General features: G+C 69.5%; 25 protein-coding genes, 1 tRNA gene and 1 pseudogene. 14 read left to right on the plus strand and 13 right to left on the minus strand.

Features of this window, described 5'->3' with window-relative positions:
* Positions 1 to 30: 30 nt before the first annotated feature.
* From ACFYT9_RS07130 to ACFYT9_RS07140, 3 genes are all read left to right on the plus strand, one after another.
* Positions 31 to 1209 (plus strand): PP2C family protein-serine/threonine phosphatase, encoded by a 1179-nt coding sequence (locus ACFYT9_RS07130; RefSeq protein WP_389161461.1) that lies wholly within the window; start codon positions 31 to 33, stop codon positions 1207 to 1209.
* Between the two features lie 51 nt (positions 1210 to 1260).
* Positions 1261 to 1659 (plus strand): hypothetical protein, encoded by a 399-nt coding sequence (locus tag ACFYT9_RS07135; protein ID WP_389161463.1) that lies wholly within the window; start codon positions 1261 to 1263, stop codon positions 1657 to 1659.
* A gap of 91 nt (positions 1660 to 1750) precedes the next feature.
* Positions 1751 to 2995, plus strand: coding sequence for a nitric oxide synthase oxygenase (locus ACFYT9_RS07140; protein WP_389161465.1), 1245 nt, complete (start codon positions 1751 to 1753; stop codon positions 2993 to 2995).
* Between the two features lie 30 nt (positions 2996 to 3025).
* Here the strand turns inward: ACFYT9_RS07140 and ACFYT9_RS07145 are convergent, their stop codons facing one another.
* Together ACFYT9_RS07145 and ACFYT9_RS07150 are read right to left on the minus strand one after the other, a co-directional pair.
* Entirely contained in the window at positions 3026 to 3589 is a 564-nt protein-coding gene (locus ACFYT9_RS07145; RefSeq protein WP_387277712.1) for a hypothetical protein, read from the minus strand.
* A gap of 108 nt (positions 3590 to 3697) precedes the next feature.
* Positions 3698 to 4150 carry a DUF1707 domain-containing protein gene (locus ACFYT9_RS07150; protein WP_389161467.1) on the minus strand — a complete coding sequence of 151 codons (453 nt, stop codon included), beginning with the start codon at positions 4148 to 4150 and terminating at the stop codon, positions 3698 to 3700.
* A 52-nt stretch (positions 4151 to 4202) separates the two neighbouring features.
* Between ACFYT9_RS07150 and ACFYT9_RS07155 the strand changes: the two genes are divergently transcribed.
* Entirely contained in the window at positions 4203 to 4772 is a 570-nt protein-coding gene (locus ACFYT9_RS07155; RefSeq protein ID WP_387277733.1) for a TetR/AcrR family transcriptional regulator, read from the plus strand.
* 45 nt (positions 4773 to 4817) lie between these two features.
* On the opposite strand, the gene ACFYT9_RS07160 is transcribed toward ACFYT9_RS07155, so the two are convergent.
* From ACFYT9_RS07160 to ACFYT9_RS07180, 5 genes and pseudogenes are all read right to left on the minus strand, one after another.
* A complete protein-coding gene (locus ACFYT9_RS07160; protein ID WP_376603852.1) occupies positions 4818 to 5468 on the minus strand; it encodes a TOPRIM nucleotidyl transferase/hydrolase domain-containing protein in 651 nt (216 codons plus the stop codon).
* A gap of 137 nt (positions 5469 to 5605) precedes the next feature.
* Positions 5606 to 6091 (minus strand): hypothetical protein, encoded by a 486-nt coding sequence (locus ACFYT9_RS07165; RefSeq protein ID WP_387277718.1) that lies wholly within the window; start codon positions 6089 to 6091, stop codon positions 5606 to 5608.
* An 82-nt stretch (positions 6092 to 6173) separates the two neighbouring features.
* Positions 6174 to 8441 (minus strand): MFS transporter, encoded by a 2268-nt coding sequence (locus ACFYT9_RS07170; protein ID WP_389161469.1) that lies wholly within the window; start codon positions 8439 to 8441, stop codon positions 6174 to 6176.
* A gap of 249 nt (positions 8442 to 8690) precedes the next feature.
* Complete coding sequence (locus tag ACFYT9_RS07175; protein WP_387277721.1) at positions 8691 to 8966, minus strand: hypothetical protein; 276 nt, start codon at positions 8964 to 8966, stop codon at positions 8691 to 8693.
* 223 nt (positions 8967 to 9189) lie between these two features.
* Positions 9190 to 10101: pseudogene (locus tag ACFYT9_RS07180) on the minus strand (ABC transporter ATP-binding protein); the annotation flags it as partial.
* An 86-nt stretch (positions 10102 to 10187) separates the two neighbouring features.
* On the opposite strand from ACFYT9_RS07180, the gene ACFYT9_RS07185 reads away from it, so the two are divergent.
* Together ACFYT9_RS07185 and ACFYT9_RS07190 are read left to right on the plus strand one after the other, a co-directional pair.
* The gene (locus tag ACFYT9_RS07185; RefSeq protein WP_389161472.1) at positions 10188 to 11228 is read left to right on the plus strand and encodes a tyrosine-type recombinase/integrase; all 1041 of its coding nucleotides are present in this window, start codon (positions 10188 to 10190) and stop codon (positions 11226 to 11228) included.
* The gene (locus ACFYT9_RS07190; RefSeq protein ID WP_389161474.1) at positions 11221 to 11463 is read left to right on the plus strand and encodes a hypothetical protein; all 243 of its coding nucleotides are present in this window, start codon (positions 11221 to 11223) and stop codon (positions 11461 to 11463) included. The genes ACFYT9_RS07185 and ACFYT9_RS07190 overlap by 8 nt, the downstream gene beginning before the upstream one ends.
* Before the next feature lie 52 nt (positions 11464 to 11515).
* On the opposite strand, the gene ACFYT9_RS07195 is transcribed toward ACFYT9_RS07190, so the two are convergent.
* The 6 genes from ACFYT9_RS07195 to ACFYT9_RS07220 form a co-directional block, all read right to left on the minus strand.
* Positions 11516 to 12082 (minus strand): hypothetical protein, encoded by a 567-nt coding sequence (locus ACFYT9_RS07195; RefSeq protein WP_389161475.1) that lies wholly within the window; start codon positions 12080 to 12082, stop codon positions 11516 to 11518.
* Positions 12083 to 12137: 55 nt separating this feature from the next.
* A complete protein-coding gene (locus ACFYT9_RS07200; RefSeq protein WP_389161476.1) occupies positions 12138 to 12629 on the minus strand; it encodes a DNA (cytosine-5-)-methyltransferase in 492 nt (163 codons plus the stop codon).
* Between the two features lie 70 nt (positions 12630 to 12699).
* Positions 12700 to 13161 (minus strand): DNA cytosine methyltransferase, encoded by a 462-nt coding sequence (locus tag ACFYT9_RS07205; RefSeq protein ID WP_389161477.1) that lies wholly within the window; start codon positions 13159 to 13161, stop codon positions 12700 to 12702.
* Positions 13162 to 13310: 149 nt separating this feature from the next.
* Positions 13311 to 13433 carry a hypothetical protein gene (locus ACFYT9_RS07210; RefSeq protein WP_389161478.1) on the minus strand — a complete coding sequence of 41 codons (123 nt, stop codon included), beginning with the start codon at positions 13431 to 13433 and terminating at the stop codon, positions 13311 to 13313.
* Positions 13433 to 13618, minus strand: coding sequence for a hypothetical protein (locus ACFYT9_RS07215; protein ID WP_389161480.1), 186 nt, complete (start codon positions 13616 to 13618; stop codon positions 13433 to 13435). Before ACFYT9_RS07215 ends, ACFYT9_RS07210 begins: the two co-directional genes overlap by 1 nt.
* A 20-nt stretch (positions 13619 to 13638) precedes the next feature.
* Positions 13639 to 13869 carry a hypothetical protein gene (locus ACFYT9_RS07220; RefSeq protein WP_389161482.1) on the minus strand — a complete coding sequence of 77 codons (231 nt, stop codon included), beginning with the start codon at positions 13867 to 13869 and terminating at the stop codon, positions 13639 to 13641.
* A gap of 485 nt (positions 13870 to 14354) precedes the next feature.
* Here ACFYT9_RS07220 and ACFYT9_RS07225 point away from each other — a divergent pair, with 485 nt between their 5' ends.
* The 8 genes from ACFYT9_RS07225 (at position 14355) to ACFYT9_RS07260 (ending at position 20516) form a co-directional block, all read left to right on the plus strand.
* Complete coding sequence (locus ACFYT9_RS07225) at positions 14355 to 14666, plus strand: HNH endonuclease (RefSeq protein ID WP_389161672.1); 312 nt, start codon at positions 14355 to 14357, stop codon at positions 14664 to 14666.
* Positions 14667 to 15101: 435 nt separating this feature from the next.
* A complete protein-coding gene (locus ACFYT9_RS07230) occupies positions 15102 to 15563 on the plus strand; it encodes a phage terminase small subunit P27 family (RefSeq protein WP_389161483.1) in 462 nt (153 codons plus the stop codon).
* A gap of 202 nt (positions 15564 to 15765) precedes the next feature.
* A tRNA-Arg gene (locus ACFYT9_RS07235) sits at positions 15766 to 15837 on the plus strand.
* Positions 15838 to 15862: 25 nt separating this feature from the next.
* Positions 15863 to 16141, plus strand: coding sequence for a hypothetical protein (locus ACFYT9_RS07240; protein WP_389161485.1), 279 nt, complete (start codon positions 15863 to 15865; stop codon positions 16139 to 16141).
* 11 nt (positions 16142 to 16152) lie between these two features.
* A complete protein-coding gene (locus ACFYT9_RS07245; RefSeq protein ID WP_389161486.1) occupies positions 16153 to 16479 on the plus strand; it encodes an HNH endonuclease in 327 nt (108 codons plus the stop codon).
* A gap of 58 nt (positions 16480 to 16537) precedes the next feature.
* Positions 16538 to 18277: a terminase large subunit gene (locus ACFYT9_RS07250; RefSeq protein ID WP_389161488.1), complete on the plus strand. Its 1740-nt coding sequence runs from the start codon at positions 16538 to 16540 to the stop codon at positions 18275 to 18277.
* Between the two features lie 237 nt (positions 18278 to 18514).
* Positions 18515 to 19810, plus strand: a complete 1296-nt coding sequence (locus ACFYT9_RS07255) for a phage portal protein (protein ID WP_389161674.1) — start codon at positions 18515 to 18517, stop codon at positions 19808 to 19810.
* Positions 19788 to 20516, plus strand: a complete 729-nt coding sequence (locus tag ACFYT9_RS07260; protein ID WP_389161489.1) for an HK97 family phage prohead protease — start codon at positions 19788 to 19790, stop codon at positions 20514 to 20516. Before ACFYT9_RS07255 ends, ACFYT9_RS07260 begins: the two co-directional genes overlap by 23 nt.
* Positions 20517 to 20529: the final 13 nt, after the last annotated feature.

Raw genomic sequence — 20529 nt, forward strand, 5'->3', positions numbered from 1 at the left:
CGCCGGGCGGGAGTCCGGCGAAGGAGGGCCATGTCCGCGTCACCGACCAGAACCGTGCGGCGGTCACCCGCGCCGGGTGTCGCGTGCCGCGCGGAGCTGCGCTACGCCGTCGGACGGGCACTGCCGTTCCTCGTGATCGTCCTCGCGACCCTCGCGGACGTCCTGACCTCGCCGGAGGAACGGTTCGGCCGCTTCCTCATCGCCGCTCCGGCGCTCGCCGCGGCGACCTGGAGCGCCCGGGGCACCGTCGCGATCGGCGGACTCGCCATGGCCGTGACCGGCGCCCTGTCCGTCGTGCGCGGCGAACCGCTCGTCCCCGCCCTGGCCAATCAGGTCGTGCTCGCCTCCGTGGTCCTCGCCGCGGCCGTCTCCAGCCACGCCCGGCAGCGCCGGGAGGCGGAACTGCGGCAGATCAGCGCGGTGGCGGAGGCCGCCCAGTCGGCCGTCCTGCGCCCGCTGCCGCCCCGCCTGGGCTCCGTCGACCTGCGGCTGCTGTACGAGGCGTCCGCCGCCGGCGCGCACGTCGGGGGCGACTTCTACAAGGCGCTCAAGGTCCGCGACGGCGTGCGGATCATGCTCGGCGACGTCCAGGGCAAGGGCCTTCCGGCGGTCGAGGCCGCGTCGCTGCTCCTCGGCTCCTTCCGCGAGGCCGCCTACACGGCCCCGGACCTGCCCGCGATCGCCCAGCGCCTGGAGGCCAGCATGGCCCGGTACGCGGAGCGGGCCCCGGAGTCGGACGCGGCCGACCGCTTCTCGACCGTGCTGCTCGCGGAGATCCCCGACGACCGGCCGGTGATCCGGCTGCTCAGCTGCGGCCACCCGGCCCCGGTGGTGCAGCGGGGCGGGACCGTGGAGACGGTCGAGCTCTCCGCGCCGTCCGTCCCGGTGCATCTGCCGGTGCCGGTGGACGCCCCGTTCACCGTGGAGGAGGTGCCGTTCGGCCCCGGCGACCGGCTGCTGATGTTCACCGACGGCGTCTCCGAGACCCGGGACGCGGGCGGTGCCTTCTACCCGCTGGAAGGACGCCTGCGGGCCTGGGCGGACGAGCCCGGGGACCGGATCCCGGAGCTGCTCAGGGAGGACCTGGCCCGGTTCGGCGCGCACGGTCTGGAGGACGACACCACGGCCCTCCTGGTGGTCAGGGACGGTCCCGTGGCTCCGGCCGTGGGCGTCCCCGCACCGCCCCGTGCCACGCCCGTCGCGGCCTGACGGACCAGGTCCGCGCCCCGGGCCGGATCCGGGCCGTGCTATCAAGGCCGGATGACGCTCACACAGGGCCTGCGGGTGCGCCTCGCGGTCGATCTCAGGGTGGCCGGCACGGTCACGGCGGCCGGCGACCCGGCCGAGGAGCCGGCGGCGGTGGCCGGGGCGCTGCTGCTCGGGGCGGGCGCGGAGGGGGTCGTCGAGCGGGTCGACGAGCCGGAGGAGTCCCGGCCGGACGCGGAGGCGGCGGAGTACGAACGCCTCGTCTCGCTCCTGGAGTCGTTCGGCGCCCAGATGCCGCCGGCCAGCCGGGAGCGCCTGGAGGAGCAGGTGCGCGAGCTGGAGCCGGCCTGGGAGGCGTACCGCGGCCGGCGGCCGGTGGTCACGGCCCGGGTGCGGCTCGACGGCGGGCTCGTGCTGGAGCGGGTGCGCGCGGACGTGCTGACCGGCGCCTGAGGCGGACCGGCCGGGCACCATACCAGGACGGACCGTCCTTCCTCGCGAAGTTCGAACACTCTCCACAGTCGGACGATTCCGTAGGGTAGTCATGAACCAGGGAGGAAACACCTTGGTCTTCAGTCTGATCCGTCGCCGCGCGTCCGCTCCCGCCGGCGCCGCATGCCCCTACTCGGCCGCCGCCGCGGATTCCGGCCCCGTGCCGCCGCCGGCCGGTCCGCGCGAGCCGGACCGGGTGGACCGGCGGCGGGCGGAGGAGTTCCTCCGCCAGTTCCACGAGGAGACCCCGGGCGCCGGGGACGCGGACGCCCGGGTCCGCCGGGTGCGGGCCGAGATCGCCCGTACCGGCACCTACGAGCACACGCCCGAGGAGCTGGCCTTCGGCGCCCGGGTCGCCTGGCGCAACGCGGCCCGCTGCATCGGCCGGCTCTACTGGAGCAGCCTCGTCGTGCGCGACCTGCGCGGGGTGTCGACCGCCGACGGGATCGCCGCCGCCTGCGCCGAACACCTGCGGGCGGCGGGCAACGGCGGGCGGATCCGGCCGGTCCTCACCGTCTTCGCCCCGGACCGGCCCGGCCGGCCGGCGCCCCGGATCGTCAACGACCAGCTGGTCCGGTACGCGGGCCACCGCGCCCCCTCCGGCCGCTGGGTCGGCGACCCGCGCGCGGCGGCGGTCACGGCGCTCGCCCGGGAGCTGGGCTGGAAGCGGGAGGAGGAGCCGTTCCAGGTGCTGCCGCTGATGGTGCGGGAGCGGCAGGACAGCCGGCCGGAGTGGTACGAGCTGCCCGACGGCGCCGTGCGGGAGGTGCCGCTGCGCCATCCCGAGCACGCCTGGTTCGCCGGGCTGGGGCTGCGCTGGTACGCGGTGCCGGCGATCAGCGACATGGTGCTGGAGATCGGCGGGGTGCGGTACCCGGCGGCGCCGTTCAACGGCTGGTACATGGGCACCGAGATAGGCGCCCGGAACCTCGCCGACGCGGATCGGTACGACCTGCTGCCGCTGGTCGCGGAGAAGCTGGGCCTGGACCGCTCGTCGGAGCGGACGCTGTGGCGGGACCGGGCCCTGGTGGAGCTGAACGTGGCGGTCCTGCACTCCTTCCAGGAGGACGGGGTGACGATGGCGGACCACCACACCGAGTCCGAGCGGTTCCTGAAGCACATCGCGCGGGAGCGGCGGCACGGCCGGCCGACGCCGGCCGACTGGAGCTGGATCGTCCCGCCCCTGTCGGGCGCGGCCACGCCGGTCTTCCACCGCTACTACGACCCGGTGGACCCGACCCTCCGCCCCGCCTTCGTCCCCCGGCAGGGGCAGCCCGGCGGGGTGGGCGGCGTGTGACCGGGCGGGGTGGTGGCGCCCCGCCCGAGGTCAGTACCGTCCGCCGCCCGTACGGTTCCCCCTCCCGCCCCTGCGGGGGCGGGAGCCCTGGCGGCGGCCCGCGGGGTCGGCGGCACCGCCGGCGGCCTCCGGGGAGGAGAACAGCACCGGGACGCCGGGTCCCGAGGCTGCGGGGGCGGCCGGGGCGGGGGTGCGCGGCTCGGGCACCCGCTCGGCTCCGCGGGGCTCGGCGGGGCCCGTCGAGCGCGCCACGATCCGGGCGTGGGTGATCAGCGGGGCGCACGCCTCGCAGATCTCGGCGAGCGTCCACACCTCGCCCACGGCGGGGTTGTGGATGAGGACGAGAAGGGTCCGGCCGAAGCAGCTGGCCCGGGTCTGGTGGTGGCGGCAACCCGCTCCCCCGCAGGCGCACGAGGCGTGGGGGCGGGGGGTCGCCAGGCGGGCGTGGGCCCGCGCGTGCTCGGCGGCGAAGGCGCGCAGCGCGCGCACGTCCTTGGAGCGGTCGGGCATGCGGCAGCCTGTCGTGGTGCAGCTGACCCGCGCCGAGTGGTCGTGGTGGCCGGTGAGGCGAATCGTCCAGGTCCTGCCTGGCACACGGGATCCGAGTGGCATGCTCAACGCACACAAGTCCGTTCGGGAGAGGAGGCGTTCGGTCTCTGTTTACCCCGAAGACGGTGTCTCGACGCGTCCTCCCGGGGCGTGTCAGGCGGTGTCGTCATCCTTGCCGCTCCCGGGGCGGAACGCCGCGGCCAGGAGGACGGCCGCCCAGATGCCGAGCGGGGTCACCGGCCAGTAGAACTGCAGTTCGCCGTCGCTGAGGCAGCTCACGCCCCAGATCACCGACAGGACCAGGGCGCCGCCCAGCCAGTAGCGCCATTCGGCGTACCACTCGGCGAGCTCCTTGCGCTTGCGCTCCTCCTTGTCGGGCCTGGGGGCGGGCAGGTCCGCGGTGAGGGCGGCGAGCTCGCCGGCGGTGCGGGCGCGGAGCGCGGCCCCGACCCTGTCGGCGTGTTCCTGCGGGAGGAGACGCCCTTCGGTGAGTGCGGCGGCGAGGATGTCGACGGCGGCGTCACGCTCCCGGTCCGAGACCCGCACCTCGGGCGCGGTGTCCCGTTTCCGCATCGGGTCGCCGGAGCGTTCGGGCTGCTGTTCCATGACTCCCCCATTCGTTAGGATACAACCGTATCCTAAACCATGGAGCGTGACGATGCCGAGAACCGTCGACCGGTCGGAACAGCGCCGCCAGATCGGCGCCGCCCTGCTGCGCCTGGCCGGCGAGGAGGGCCTCGACCAGGTGAGCGTCCGTACGGTGGCGGCGGCGAGCGGGCGGTCGCCGGGAGCGGTCCAGAAGTACTTCCGCTCCAAGGAGGACCTGCTCCTCTTCGCCTCCGAGCTCGCGGGCGAGCGGATCGAGTACCGGATGGGGACGATCGACCCGGCCCTGCCGCCGCGGCGGGCGCTGCGCGAACTGATCCTCACCACCCTCCCGCTGGACGAGGAACGGCGCGCCGAGACCGCCGCCCAGCTGGCCTTCGCGGTGCACGCGGCCCACCACCCCCGGCTGGCCGAGGTCCGGCGGCGGATCGACCGGGAGCTCCGGGACGCGCTCGCCGGCCGGCTCGCCTCCCTCGGCAGCCCGCTCCCCGAGGCCACCGCCGACGCCGTCATCGCCGTCTCCGACGGCCTCGCCCTGCGGATGCTCTACACCCCCGCGGAAGCGCCCGCCCTGCTCGCCGCCCTCGACCGGGCGCTCGACGCCCTCACGTCCCCGGACTGACGGGGCGGCGCCCCGGTGGTCCGCACGAAGACCGGTGAGCGGTTGTCACCCCGCGCACCGGCCCGCGGCCGGCCCCGGCGCGAGGGAGGCCAGCAGGTCGTCCAGCGGAGCCGGTACGCGGGCGAGGTCGAGGCCCTCGACGAGGACCCGCCCGTAGCGGATCTTCCGTCCCGACGTGGTGCCGAGGAAGCGGCGCATCCGCACCACGGGGCTCCGGTCGCGCTGGGCGGGCTGGTTCAGGAAGGTCCGCAGCGGGCGCCCCTCGCCCTCCGACACGACCAGTTCCCCGACCCGGTCCACCCCGAGGGCGCGGATCAGCTCGTCCTCCAGGTCGGCGTCGCAGACGAAGAACGCGTCGGGATCGGCTCCGGCGGCCTCCAGTCCACGGGCGTAGTGGGCGCGCTCGGCCACGTCGCAGAGACCGGTGAGGCGGAGGCCGAGGCCCGGCGGGCCGAGGAGCCGGGCGTGGCGGGCGGCGTTGGTGGCGCCGTTCATGGACAGGACGCAGACGCCCTCGGCGGCCAGGTCGCGGCCGCGGCGGGCCGCCAGCGCCTCGACCGCCGCCACGTCGCTGCGCCCTTCGAGGAGCACGACGGTCCGGACGGGCAGGAGCGCGGCGAGCTCGCGCGCGGTGTCGCCGGGTCCGCCGGCCGCCCACGAGGCGACCTCGGACCGGAAGGCGTCCATGTCTGTCATGCACAGGAGTCTGGGCGCCGGCCGGCCGCGACGGTACCGGTTTTCGGGCGCGGCGGGCTCCGTCGGGGGTCGGTGGCGCGGGGCGGTGGCGTGCCGCTCCGCGGTCCGCGGCGCGGCGCGGCGGGCTCCGTCCGGGGTCAGTAGCGCAGGGCGGTGGCGACCGAGGGGGTGACCGAGCCGGAGAGCTTGTGGGTGCTGCGGGCGGTGCCGTCGCCCGGCTTGCCGGCGGGCACGTCGGAGATGGTCACGACGACGGTGTCGACGAGCTTGCCGTCGCCGTCCTTGAACTGCACCTGGACCGCGAAGGACCGGGTCCGGTCGTCCGTGTTGTCGACGGTGACCGGGACGGTGGTGCGGCCGTCGGCGTCGGTGGCGGCCTCGCCGAGCTCCACCTCGTCCTTCGCGTCGACCCCGTCCTTGATCTCGGAGAGCTGCTGATCGGCCTTGGCGGCGGCCTCGGAGGCCGCGTCGGAGACCCCCTCGGCGGCGGAGGCGACCGCCGAGGCGGCCTCGCTGACCGCTCCCGACACGGGGTCGCCGTCGTCGGAACAGGCCGCCGTGCCCAGCAGGAGGGCTCCGGCGAGCAGGCCGGCGGCGCCGCCGCGTACCCAGCGTCCGGTCATGTCGTGGTCTCCCTCGGCTCGCGCGTGATCGTCGGCCCCAGTCAACGACAGCGCCCGGCGGCCCGCATCCCGGGGGCCGCGGTCAGTGGCGGCCGAGGGCGATGACGGCGATGTCGTCGGCGAGGTGGTGCGTCCAGTCGCGGACGTCGTCGTCGAGGTGGCGGACCAGGTCGTCCGGGGTGCGGGGGCAGGCGTCGGCGAGCCGCTCGGCCAGCGGGTAGAACTCGCCGGTGGAGTTGCGCGCCTCGCTGAGGCCGTCGGTGTGGGTGAGCAGGGTGGCGCCGGGGGCGAGGTCGAGCCGGTGGGGTCGTACGGCTCCGGCCGCGCCGAGCAGGCCGAAGCCGAGCGGCAGCACGGCGGGCACGTGCAGCTCGCGGGTCCGCTCCGGGCCGACCTCCAGCGGGGCCAGGTGGCCGCAGTTCACGGCGTGGAGGTCGGGGGAGCCCCCGGAGTGCTGGAGGAGGAGGGCGGTGGCGAACAGCTCGTGGTCGTCGCGGGCGGTGGCGGCCCGCTGGACCTGCCGGTCCAGGCAGGCGGCGACCTCGCCGAGGTCCTCGGTCTCGTGGGCCTGGCTGCGGAAGCAGCCCAGCAGGTCGGTGACGGTCTGGACGGCCTGGAGGCCCTTGCCGCGCACGTCGCCGATGAGGACGCGGGTGCCGTAGGGGGTGTCGACGGCTTCGAGGAAGTCGCCGCCGATGGCGGTGCCGGCCGTCGCGGGGTGGTACAGGCCGGCGAGGCGGAGTCCGCCGAGGCGGGCCGGGATGGGGTGGAGCACGGCGCACTGGAGCGCGGTGGCGGTCTCCCGGGTCCGGGTCAGTCGCTCGGTCTGTTCGCGGCGCGACCAGGCGACCGCCCCGGCGGCGGCGCCGACGGCGAGGGCGACGATGACGCTCATCGGCTGGCTGGTCTCGGCGTCCACCATGACGTACTGGAGGACCGAGGCGCCGGCCACGGCGAGGGCGACGACGGGACGGCCGAGGGCGAGGGCGGCGACCGCGACCACGATCGTGCCGACCCAGAGCAGCTCGCGGGCCTCCGTGGGCTGCGGCAGGGGGCCGAGCGCGGAGGTGTAGGGCAGGGCCTGGGCGGCGGCGGTGCCGACGAGGATGGCGCCGGGCAGCAGGGCCGCGTTCACGCCCAGGTGGGGGCGGGGGACGGCGGCGAGGAAACGGGCCATCTGCGGGGCGGCGGCCAGCATGGTGCCGAAGCCGATGAGGGTCACGACGGCGACACCGCCCCCGAGGGCGTGCCCGGCGTGGTCGACCAAGGCGTGCAGCAGGGCGAGGCCGAGGGCGGCGAGCGGCAGCCCGAGGGAGGCGCCGGCCAGCGGGGACACGGCCCGGTACCGGACCAGCAGACAGGCGGCGGCCCCACCGGCGCCGAAGGCGGAGAGCACCAGGGCGGCGGTGGCGGTGGAGAGTCCGACGGCGGTGACGAGCACGGGGACGGCCATCGTGAGGACGACCTGGGTGAAGCCGAGGGCGAGGCCGGCGACGAGCGCGCCGGTCCTGACGGCGCCGGGCACGTGCTCGGCGCGGGAGCGCTCGGCGGAACGGCGCAGGGCGCGGACCCGGGCGGCGGCGCAGGCGAGCACGGCCGCGGTGAGCAGGACGCCGACACGGAGATCCCGCCAGCCCCAGAGCGGGGCGAGCTGGAGCGCGGCGGCGAGGGCGACGGCGCACAGGACCTGGCAGACGGTGCGGACCGCGTCGGGCAGGGCCTCGCGGGCGAGCGGCCGGGCTTCGGGGAGCAGCCGGCGGACGAGCACCAGGGCGGTGGCGGCCGCGGCGGCCATGAGGGCGGCGGTGATCCGCCAGCCGGTGAGGGCCGCCGCGTGCGGGGCGAGGTTGACCGCGAGCACGAAGCCGAGGGACATGGCGGCGAGCCAGCCGCCCATGATGCGGCGGATGCGGCCGGGCATGGAGACGGTGGTCATGAAGGCGAGGCAGGAGACGAAGACGGCGGCCAGGGCCGCGGCCACCAGGATCCGGCCGAGCACGTAGGTGGCGGGGTCGAAGGAGGCGGCGAGGGCGGTGGAGCCGAGGCAGAGCGCCGCGAGGGAGGCGGTGAGGGTGGTCCGCCGGCCCTTGAGGTCGCCGGCGCGTCCGGTCGCCGCGAGGACCGCGATGGCCAGGCAGGCGCCGGTGATCTGGGCGACGGCGTTGTCCTCGGCGGTGACGCCGAGGTCGGTGTGGACGAGGGGGGCGACGGCCGCGTTCATGGCGGGGGCGACGACGTACAGGGCGGCGACCAGGGCCAGGACCAGCCCGATCACCCGGGGGGAGACGGCGTGGCCGCTCCCCGGCGCCGGTGCGGCACCCGCCCCGGACGGCATGGTGGTGCCGGTCATCGACAGGACCTCCTCGTGGCTCCCCCGTGGACTTCCCCTCAGGAGCTTCCCAGCGAAGAGGTGCGAACATATAGGGTCAAAAGGCCTATAAAGTCATACAAGACTGGTCATACGTGACCAGTCCCGCGAGACCGGTCGTGCGTGATCGGTCGTGCGTGATCGGTCGTGCGTGATCGGTCGTGCGCGGCGACCTGCCGGACCGGTCCGGCCATGGACGGAGGGCCACCGGCGGGCCGCCGCGCCGGTTCCTCATTCCCGCAGGGGCACCGCCGCCGGCGTTCTGACCGGGCCGACGACGGTCATGGGTATCCGCACGTTCTCGCAGAAGCGGCGGACGCGGGAGAGCACGCTCAGCGAGGCGGGGCTGGGATCGGCGGTGGTGAGCTGGACCCGGACGTGCCGGGGCCGGTGGGCGTGGGCCAGGGCCTGGGCCTCCAGATCGGCGGCGGAACGGCTGGAGAGGGCGAGGTCGCCGGGGAGCGACAGGTGCAGGACGCCCTCTTCGAAGGCGTGGCCGATGAGCATGGCCGCCTCCTTCCGTCGTACGCCGTCCCACCGCCCGCAGGCGGTGGGACGGACGGTTTCCGTCAAGGCGTTGTGCCGGGCACGCTGGCACCAGGCTGGCAGACGCGGACCGTGTCCGCACCCGCACGGCCCGCAGCCCCCGGAGCCCGGCGCGCACGGTGAAGCCCCTGGTCGAGGCGGCGCCGGCCGGAGACCGCGGCCCGGCGGGACCCGGGGCGGGCGGTCAGTGGGACACGGTGGCCTCCGGGCCGGTCCGCCCGGGCGCGGTGTCGTCGAGGAAGCCGCCTGACTGGTGCCGCCAGAGCTTGGCGTACGCCCCCTCCGCGGCGAGCAGCTGGTGGTGGTCGCCCTGTTCGACGATCCGGCCGCGGTCGAGGACCACGAGCCGGTCCATCCCGGCGACGGTGGAAAGCCGGTGGGCCACGACGAGCGCGGTCCTGCCCTCCATGAGCCGCCACAGGGCGTCCTGGACGAGGAGTTCGCTCTCCGAGTCGAGGGCGCTGGTCGCCTCGTCGAGGAGGAGGATCGGGGCGTCGCGCAGGATCGCCCGGGCCAGCGCCACCCGTTGCCGCTGTCCGCCGGAGAGCTTCACCCCGCGCTCCCCGACCAGGGTGTCGAACCCCTCGGGCAGCGCGTCGGCGAACTCGGTGACGTGGGCGGCCTCGGCGGCCCTGCGGACCTCGGCCTCCGTGGCCCCGGGCCGGGCGAAGGCGATGTTCTCCCGGAGGGTGCGGTGGAACATCGCCGGGTCCTGCGGTACGGAGGCGATGAGGCCGCGCAGGTCGGACTGGCGCATGCGGCTGATGTCCTGACCGCCGATCAGGATCCGCCCTCCGTCGACGTCGGTCATCCGCAGCAGCAGCCGGGTGAGGGTGGTCTTGCCGCCGCCGGAGCGGCCGACGAAACCGACCTTGGTGCCGCCGGGCACGTCCAGGTCGAGGCCCTCGAAGAGCGGCGCGGCGCCCCGGTGGGCGAAGCGCACGCCCTCGAAGCGGACGTGACCGGACGGTCCGGCGAGCGGTTCGGGCGACGGCGGGTCCACGACGGTGGGGGGGTCGAGGAGGAGTTCGGTGAACTGGGCCGCCTCCGTCATGGAGCTTTCGAGCCGCCGGTAGATCTGGTTGAACTCGAACAGATTCCCAATGCTAGTATCCAAGTCGAGTAACGGGCGCTGAGCTGCGGTCTTCGCGGAAGCTGCCACTTGACCAGGAGGCACAGATCATGCCGCGCGCGACCACTCCAAAACTGAGTTTCGCCCGAGAGACCTACACGCGTCAGCGCTTCGCGTCGTCCAAGTCGGAGGGGGTTCGGTACGCGCAGAAGAGCCTTCTGACGCGCTTCGAGCGGAGCGCCGGCGGACTGCACGTCGGTTCGCTCCGGGCTCATCACCTTGAGGACTTCTTTTACGGCGCCGAGGGCCTGGCCGCCACCTGCCAGCCTCAGACCCTCGGCAAGTACCGGAACGACATGAAGGCGTTCCTGAGCTTCTGCCACCGCCGTACGTGGACGCCCCACACCCCGGACGTCCTCTTGGACGGCATACGCGAGAAGAGCACGCGGGCCGCCCGGTCGCGGTACCGCATGACTCGGGCCGAGCTGCGGGAGCTACTGGCCGCCGCCGAAAATCCCCGGGACGTAGCCCTGATCTGTTTCGTGGCGTGCACGGGCGTCCGCATCTCCGAGGCCCTGGGCATGAAGAAGGGTGACGTGTCCTTCTCGAAGGGCGAGCTGTACGTGTACCTCCCGAAGACGAAGGAGGAGGTGACGTACCCCCTCGCTAGCGACTTGGAGCGGGCCCTTCGGGAGTGGCTGACCGTGTACGCCGTTCAGCTTGACCGCCCCCTGAAGCGGACCGATGTCCTGTTCCCCGCCTTTCACCGACGGGTCTTTGTCGAGGGCGGCGGGATGAGCGCCGGGGGGCTCTACAACCCGGCGGCCCCGATCACTTCACCTCGGCGCATTCTGCGGCCTACCGCTGAGCGGGCGGGCATTGAGCTTGAGGACGGCGACGGCTGGCATACTGTGCGCCGGTCGTTCGCGCGCATCCTGTATGACGACTGTGTCGACCTCGGGCACGATGCGGCTCTCCGGGTGGTTCAGGCCGCTCTCAACCATAAGTCGGTCATCACGACCGAGAGGTATCTCGGGCTCAACTTGGAGCGTCAGCGCTTCTACAAGCTGATGAAGGGCCAGGACTTCCTTAGTGCCGATCTGAGCGGCGGTACGATTGTGAGTCTCGGTGAGAGGAGGGCCCATGGCTAAGGAAGTGGTCTCCCGGTGCGACGAATGCGGCACCACGGAAGGCGTGCGGGAGTTCATCGTCAGTGTTGACGTGCACACGCGCGAGCTGGACCTCTGCCCCGAACACGCTGCCCCGCTCCTCAGGCTCTATGACCTCGGAACCGAGGTCTCTACGGGCCGGAAGGCTTCCTCTAAGGCGCGCAAGGGCGGGCATGCCGTTGTCGCGATCGAGGACTGGCAGGCTAACCAGTCCTAGCGTGTAAACGACTCGAACCCCCAACCGGCGCCCGGTTGGGGGTTCTTCGTGTTCACCATAGACCGTCCTGGCCCACGTTCTCTTCGTGCACCTCCCGATCGATCGGCATGATGACCCCCCGGAAGGTGGGGCCGATCTTGACCAGGATGGGCCCCTTCGAGTCGTACACGCACATGTCGAGGGCCCTGCCCAGGCCATCCTTCCCCTTCGGCGCCTTCACCTTCGAGAAGCGGCTGAGTAGGGCGGGGTCGAATGCGACCAGCTCGGGAAGGGCCGGCGGTCGCCCTTCGAGGCGTGTAAACAGCGTGTCGAGCATGTCCCAGACGCGCGGGTCCGCCTGGGCGATCAAGTCGCCCCCGGCGGTGGGCACGTCGTTGTTCCCGGGCCGGAAGATCAGCCCGTCGCCGGGGCGAAGCTCTACCCGCCCGAAGCCCTTCTTGTCCTTCCTGCCGCCGCTGTCGAGGTCCGCCAGGGCGTCACGGCCGAGGTGAACCGTGACCCCTTCCGCGGGCCCCTCGTAGTCCTCGACCGGCGCCGAATCCTGTCCTACCGCGTAGCCGTCCGTGCCCGTGAAGGTGAGGCCGGCGGGCCCGAGGTGGGCCCGAGCGGTCTTCACCATGGACCGGGCGGGCAGGAAGGCCCAGGCGTTGTAGGCGGCCCGCGCTAGGTCGTCACTAGGGACCGTCGCCGACGCTTGCACGACTCCTCCCCTCTAGCTCCCCCATGAGGTGAGCGAACGCCGCGTAAGCCTGCTGGGGCACGACTCCGTCACCGATCGCCTTGAGCTGGGCGCCTCGGTCGAGGCCGGGCACCTTCGTTATCCAGCCGTCGAGAACACCCATGAGCCATTCGGCGAAACGGGGGGCCAGTCGGAGGCCGCCGCGCGGCCCGTACTCGACCGGGACGGGCGCGGGTTGCCCGGTAAGGACTTCCCATCGGCGTACGGCGGGCGCGAAGTCGCCCCACCACTCGGAGGGGCTGAAGTCGCCCCCGTAGTCGGCCCCGGGCTCGACGTCCAGAAGGAAACAGGCTTCGTCTTCGAGGGTGGGCCCGTGGCCGCCCTTCTTCCTCTTGTCGGGGTGCTGGGGGGCGCCGTTGCGGCCCAAGTTCGCGGTAGGAGTCTTGAGTAGCTTCTCGGACTTGTCGCGGGGCCACAGTCGGGCCATCGCGGTTACGAGATCATCGCCCCCGGCCCCGGTCCTGGCGGCCTTCGCGTAGTCGGGTCCTCGACGGCCGTCAGCGGCCGTGGGGGTCGGCAGGTGCCGCAACGAGAAAGAACCGATCGCGGTGGTGGGGGGCACCAGCGGCGGACGCTCGATAGCACGTCCACGCAGCGTCATACCCGCACGCGGCCAGGTCCCCGAGTACGCGGGCGAGTCCTCGACTTCGGATCGCGGCGACGTTTTCCAGGAAGATGAATTTCGGCTCCAGGACGCGAACGGCTTCAGCGACGTTCGCCCAGATTCCCGAACGAGAGCCTTCAATGCCAATCCTCTTCCCCGCATTGCTGATGTCTTGGCACGGAAATCCGGCCGTGATGATGTCTACTCCCTCGCCTACGAGGGACGCCCAGTCGAACTGCGTGATATCGCCGAGGTTGGGCACCCCAGGGAAGCGGTGTTCGAGGATTTTGGACTTCTGGGGGTCGTTGTCGGCTACCCATTCGACCCGGCCCCCGGTTAGAGCCTCTACGGCCATACCCAAGCCGCCGTATCCGGCGCACAACTCCAGAATCTTGGGAGCCGTAGAGGCTCGTTCACTCACAGTCGTTCTCAGTCTCTCGGAAGAGGTCCCCGAGGATGCGCTCTCGCTCCTCGGGGGAAAGGTCGTTCAGGTCGATGGACTCGCTAGTCACGGTTGCTCCGCTTCTCCGCCCGGTCGATCCAGAAATCGACGGTAGCCGCGAGGATGAAGAAGGCCAGGGAGAAGGCGCCGAGGAAGATAAGGACGGCGGAGAGGTACAGGGCCACTATTCGGCCTTTCCGTAGGTCACGGCGTACTGGTAGGCCGCGAAGGCGTTTCGGATTCGGTAGGCGGCCCGGTGAAGCTCGCGATTTCCTCGACCGGCCGCTAGGTGAAGCTGGCTCACGGCCTTTTCGTGGTACGGGAGCCCCTGAAAGGGGCGGATCATTTCGAGGGCCTTGACGAGCGTCACCAGGGCCACCTTTCCAAATACTAGTTTCCGGCCTTGGCGATTCGACGGATGAGGGCCGCAGCGGGGACCGTGGGGACGTCGATGACCGGCTTCACGGGCGCCGGGGCGGCGCCGGTGGTCGAGTAGCGGAGGATTCCACCGGAGACCTCGATTCGGCCCGCGAAGTTGTGCTTGAAGCTCGGGTCACGGCCCTCGGGGCCGTTCTGGATGTACCGGTTCACACTGACGGCGATCTTCGGCGAGAGGAACACGCGAGCCTTCTTCCTGGGCGGTTTAAACGGGTCCTGGGTCAGCTCCCGGCCCGTTCGGGGCCGCTCCTCGCTGACGTTCCAAAACATAGCTTCGATGCCCTGGCGGACTCAAGAAGCCGCAGGTCAGAGGCAACTTTCAGCCCAGGTGTTAGACCTGGGCAGGTTTTACATGTCTATAGCTACCGAAGGGGGTAAGGGGGTCGGCTGTAGAGAGTGAGCGGAGCGAGCGAGCGAAAGCCGGGGGGATCGGGGGACATAGCTCAGAGCGGCCTAGGCCGCGATCAGAGAGCTACTGCGAACGAGAGAGAGCAGTAGCAGAAGGGCGGCCCTCCCGAGGCCGCCCCTATAAAGAAGGAAACTTCTTCTAGCCAGGGCCATAGAAGCCCTGGCTTTTACATGTCTATAGAGAGTGAAGAACAAAGAGGGTAGCCCCTCAATCGAGAGGGGTAGCCCCCTATGAAAGGGGGTGCCCCATGCCTTACAGCATGTGCCCCCGCCACAAACGCCTATCCCCCATCGGTACAGGGTGCCCCCTCTGCGGGGGTGCCCCCCGTCGACACAAGAGCAAGAACACCAGAAAGCCAGGACGGTACGACTACCAATGGCAGAAGGTGAGAGCCGAAGCCATCAGGCTTCAGCCCTACTGCTCTTTCTGCGGTAAAGACCATGACCTCACCGGAGACCACATCCTTCCCCTGAAGGATGGAGGAACCAACACACTCGACAACGTTCGAGTGCTTTGCCGTTCATGCAATACACGCAGAGAGAACGACTACCGAAGAGGGGTCCGCTACTAGCGGATATCCCTCGGCCGGCGAAGCCGAGCCAGATCCTCCACCAATCCCCCACGCTGACCCTTTACGCGGAACCCGCGGAAGGGTCCACCATTCCCACGCACGCCCCTGTACGGCCCCTCGGGCCGCGACCATGCAACCGTGGGCGGTGAAACCGCCGGAGCACACCAGACGAAGCCCTGTCGAGCATTCTGGATCAGCTTCCGGGCCGGATTTTTCCGGGAGGGGGGATCCGAAAGGATTCCGGGCGCCTTCTCCGCACCCGCCGCCTTCCCTCTCTGTGAGCGCGCGGGGGTTCGCCTGAAGTGGTGGGAATGCGGATGGCTACGGATAGCGGAGCGAGCGAGCGCCTAGGCCCTTGACCAGCGCGGATGCCTCCGCGCAATTCACAGAAGCGTTTCCCAGAGAAGGGAATTCCAGACCAGAGAGGTGGCAGACATGCCCGGACCGCCCCCTACGCCTTCGCGGCTTGTCGAGCTGCGGGGTAACCCCTCGAAGAAGCGGCAGGGCGGCGCCGAGCCGGAGCCGTCCCGGGGCGCCCCGCGCCCGCCGGCCGACCTCAAGGGCGAGGCCCTGGCCGAGTGGGGCCGCGTCGTCCCCGAGCTGGAGCGCCTGGGCCTGGTCACGCGGCTGGACCGCGCCTATCTGGTCGCCTACTGCGAAGCCTGGGCCACCTTCAATGCCGCCCGGGAAGCGATGGCGGAGTACGGCCCACTAGTGGCTGGACGCGACGGCGGCCTAGTCAAGAATCCCGCCGCCCAGGTGCTCAGAGACTCCGCCGATCTGATGATCAAGTTCGGGAGTCGCTTCGGACTGTCGCCTAGCGACCGTACGCGGCTCTCTGTGCCCTCGGATTCCGAGGAAGGTCCCGACGCTCAGGTTCTCTCTCTCCTGAGCTGAGCGGGGCGCCCAGGCCCCCTTTCGGGGCCACGGAGTTTGAGCCCTTGTCGGCTCCTCCGGAATGGGTGTGCAGCCCGCAGGGGGGCACGCTGGCCGGTCTCTCCGGCCCCAAAGGCGAGGAGGCGGTTCGATTCCGCCCACACCTTCGATGGGGTAGCTCCCCTAATCCCGAAACTCGGACTGATCATCTGACGGACGGATTGCGCGTCTAGTTCAGCGGCCTAGAACTCCCCCTTCTCCGGGGGCGACGCGGGTTCGAATCCCGTGACGCGCCTAGTGCGTTTACACACCTTCAACGATTGGCGGCATCCGTGGCTCCGGTAACTACCGCTCAGCGTAACTACACCTTCGCCTTCGCCGAGGACATCCCCTATGAGGTCTACCAGCTCTCTTCGGAAGTCGAGCGGACTCCCGAGCTTGATCAGGCGGCCATGGCCTACATGGCGGCGAAAGTGGCTTTCTACGCGGCGGTGAATCCGGGCCGCGTCCTCAATCAGCGCTCTCTCGACTACGCCGGTTCTGTCGTCGTCAGCGAGACCACCACGGAGAACGCGCGCCTCTATCCGACCAACACCTAACGGGAGTACGTATGGCCGAGGGCCCACAGAAGAAGCGCCGACGGCGGAGGCCGGCGGGGTGGCTATCGCGCCGCGAGTACGCCCTCAAGCTTCGGTGTGAAACGTGGGGGGTGCCCTACGAGAAGGTCTCCCGCGCGAAGGTCTTTGCGCGGGACGGCTGGGTCTGTCAGCTATGCGGCCAGCCAATAGACCGGGTCATCCGCTTCCCGAAGCCGCTCAGCAAGTCCCTCGATCACATCGTTCCCCTGTCGCACGGCCCCGGTACCCCGGGGCACGTCGAGAGCAATTGCCAGGCCGCCCATCTCGGCTGCAACAGCAGTAAGGGAAATCGGGTGTGAGGGCCTGCGTTTTTACATGTCTATAGAGAGTGGAAGGCAAAGAGACCGGGGGTGAGAGATGAGCGAGCATTTCGTCTCGTCCCCCTTCGGCCCGATCGAGCCGCGAGAAGGCTTCTTCCGCTATGACGAGAAGCGCGCCACCCACGCGATCAACTTCATTGAGAAGCTGATTGTCCACACTAAGGGGCGCCACGCGGGCGCCCCCTTCCTTCTCGATCCTTGGCAGAAGGAAGAGATCGTCAAGCCGCTTTTCGGCACGGTCATGTGGGATGACCAGTACGAGGAATACGTTCGCCAGTACCGAATAGCGTGGCTTGAGATGGCCCGTAAGAACGGGAAGTCCGAGCTTCTTAGCGCGTTCGCTTTGCTGGGTCTGGTTGGAGACTTCGAGGAATCCGCCGAGGTGTATTCGGTCGCGGTTGACCGCGATCAGGCGGGGCTCGTCTACAACACGGCGAAGCGAATGGTTGAGCTGAACACGATTCTGAACAGTCGACTCGAAATCATCGACTCGAAGAAGCGGATCATCGACCGGAAGACGAACAGCTTCTATCAGGTGCTCCCCGGCGATGCGGCCGGCGCTCTCGGAACTAACCCGTCGATGGTTCTCTTCGATGAGGTTCTGACACAGCGGGATCGACATCTCTGGGATTCGATGCGCCAGGGTTTCGGTACGCGTCGACAGCCGATCATGATTGCGGCTACCACGGCCGCATATCGAACCGCGGCCTTCGCTCTTGAGGAGCATGAGCATTCCCTTCGGGTCCGCGAGGATCAGAACATGGATCCCGCGCGATTCGTATTCGCGCGCAACGTTCCTGATGACTGGGATTGGAAGGACGAAGGCAAGCCGCCTTCTCCTGAGAACCCGAAGGGGACGGGTTGGTATCTCGCGAATCCGGCGCTCGGTTCCTTCCTCAACATCAACAACCTGCGGGCCGAGGCGATGGAGGCGGCGGAGAAGCCGACGGCTCAGAATGCCTTCCGTGTCTTCCGCCTGAACCAGTGGGTCAGTCAGGCGAACAGGTGGCTCGACATGCACCTGTGGGACGAGAACGGTTCGGAGAAGTTCCCGAAGGAGCGACTTAAGGGCCGCCCTTGCTATGCGGGAATCGACCTAGCGGCAACGGGCGACTTCAACGCCTGGGTCCTCTTGTTCCCCGGCTCTCCCAATGACCCCGAGGCGGACGGCTGGACGGTTGTGCCGCACTTCTGGGTGCCTCGGCCGGCAGTCGAAAAGCGGTCCAACATGCGGAGCCATTTCGAGGTTTGGGAGCGTGAGGGTTTCCTCACGGTGACCGAGGGTCCGACTACGGACTTCAAGGCGATCTTCCGGCACATCGCCGAGGACGCCGAAGCGTTCCGGATTCGCTTCTTCGGCTATGACCCGTGGAACGCAACGCAGCTCGTCAACGAGCTGGAGGAGCACGGCCTTACAGCCGTGAAGGTGCCGCAGAGTGCGGCCCGACTGAATGACCCGAGCAAGGCGATCGAGTCCGCCCTGGCCGCGCGGGAGCTGCGGCACGGCGGCCACCCGGTTCTTCGCTGGATGGCTGACAACGTCGAGTTGGACGTTACCGGCGACGGTTTGGTGAAGCCCTCTAAGGCGAAGTCCGGCGAGAAGATCGACGGCATTGCGGCCCTGGCCAACGCCTTCTTCCTCACGGCCATTCCGGTCGAGGAAGAAGTTCACGTCACCTTCGTGAACTTCAGCCAAGAGTACTCAGATTCCGAGCTGGAATCGCTTCTTACCCCTGCCTCCCGGCAGAAGGACTACTTCCTAGAAGACGACGATTAGGAGATTCATGGATCGGCCCAAGCTGGGCTGCTCCCTCCGTAACGTCGCGTCCGCCTTTGTCCCTAACGTCTTTCAGGTCGGCAGCCTCGGTTTCGTGGCTGCGGCGGCCTATGACGTCGCGCGCCCCCTCGGGCATTTCGCGGTGGCCCTGTGCCTCGGGCTAATCGGCTTCGCGACGGACGGGGGTAAGCGGCGGTGAGCCTGTTTACACGTATTGGCGGCGAGGTTCGAGCGGCCATGTCGGGCCTGACTTCCGACTGGGCACGCGATGTCGAGTCGGGATCCTCACTTCGCACGGCCTCAGGCCGGAGAGTATCCCGACGATCCTCGCTACAGATGGTTTCGGTATACGCCTGCCAGTCGCTCATTGCCGATGCGGTGGCGTCCCTTCCTGTCGAGCATTACACGAAGATCAACGGCCGGAAGGAATCCTTCGACGCCATCCGGTCGCCTCGGTGGATTCGTCAGCCCAACCCTTTCCAGACCTCGTATGAGTTTTGGTTTCGGGTCATCGTCAGTCTTCTGACCGATGGGAACGCATTCCTCTACACCCTCCGGAATGACCGTGGCGAAGTGGCCGCCCTCTACTGCCTCCACCCGCAGAACGTGCACATCGTGGACGGGCCACTAGGGGACAACAGCTATCAGGTGAGCGACGACCAGGGCGCCATTCAAGGAACCTTCGATCGAAGCCAGATTCTCCACATCTCAGCTTTCACGGTTCCGGGCGCCAGTCGCGGTCTTTCGCCCATCGACATGGCCCGCGAGGCTATCGGCCTCGGGTTGGTCGCCGAGGAATTCGGGTCCCGCTTCTTCGAGCAGGGAACCACGATGGCCGGCGTCATCGAGCATCCGGGAACGCCTCGGCCGGACGAAGCCCGCCTTCTGCGGGATATGTTCCGGAAAACGCATTCGGGCGTGAAGAACTCCCACAGCGTGGGCGTCCTAACGGGCGGCGCATCGTTTAAACCGATCACGCTCTCTCCCGAACAGGCTCAGTTCCTCGAAACGCGACGGTTTCAGAAGACAGAGATTGCGCTCCTGTACCGCGTGCCTGCCTATCTGGTGGATAGCTCGGTTAGCTCGACCTGGGGAACCGGCATTGAGGAACAAAACAAGTTCTTCGTTGACCAGACGCTCATGCCGTGGATTGTGCGAATAGAGCAGTCGGTTTCGACCTTCCTCCTTCCGGGACTTCAGTACATCCGGTTCAACGTTGACGCTCGACTCCGGGCGAAGACGAAGGACCGGTACGAGTCCTATCAGGTGGCGCTCAATAACGGCTTCCTGAATGCGGACGAGATCCGAGCCATGGAAGATCTGGCACCCCTCCCGAAGAAGCTCGGGCAGCGCTATTACCGGCCCTTGAATCTCGGAATCGTCGGCGACGACGAGAAGAAGGAAGAGCCGAAGCCCGCGGTTGCTCCGGCTCCGCCGGCCGTCCCTGATCCGAACGCGGACCCCACCACAGAACTGGCCCCCGACGTAACGGATCAGAAGGAAGACCCCAGTGACGCTAATCCGACCGACTGAAGATGCCAGCAGCGCGGTTCAGATCGAACGCCGCGCGGTTCCCACAGAGTTTGAGGTCCGCTCCGAGGGCGGACAGTTTCGCTTCTACGGCTACGCCCTGAAGTGGGATGCCCGCTCGGGCAACCTCGGCGGCTTTCGTGAACGAGTCGCCCAGGGGGCGACTTCCGAAAGCATCGGGCGCGACGATATCCGCGCGCTCTTCAACCATGATCCGAATCTGATCCTCGGCCGGAATCGAAGCGGCACGCTTCGACTTTCCGAGGACACCACGGGCCTTCACTACGAAGTCGACATGCCCGACACCACTTACGCGCGCGATCTCACTACAGCCATGGAACGCGGTGACGTAAGCCAATCCAGTTTCGGCTTTAAGACGGCTGGCCCCGAGGGCGATTCTTGGGCCGAGGATGAAGACGGCTTTCCGCTTCGGACTCTTCAGAAGGTCGCCCTCTTCGATGTCTCTCCGGTGACCTACCCGGCATACGCCGACTCCACTTCGGGTGTCGGCTCTCGCGCTCTTGAGCTTCTGGCCGAGCGGCGCGGGCTTCCTGTAGCGCGACTGGATTCGCTCGAAGCGATCCGGGCCGCAATTCGAGAAGAAGTTGAAATTCCGGCGCTCCCGACTGAAGCGCGGACCTTCCCCCTCGACATTCATAGCCGAAATCACGATGTCGTGAGTCTTGCGATTCGCGCCAAGCGGCTGTAGGGCAACCCCTTTT

The sequence above is a fragment of the Streptomyces sp. NPDC004435 genome, assembly GCF_042873895.1.
In the GTDB taxonomy this organism is placed as follows: Bacteria; Actinomycetota; Actinomycetes; order Streptomycetales; family Streptomycetaceae; genus Streptomyces.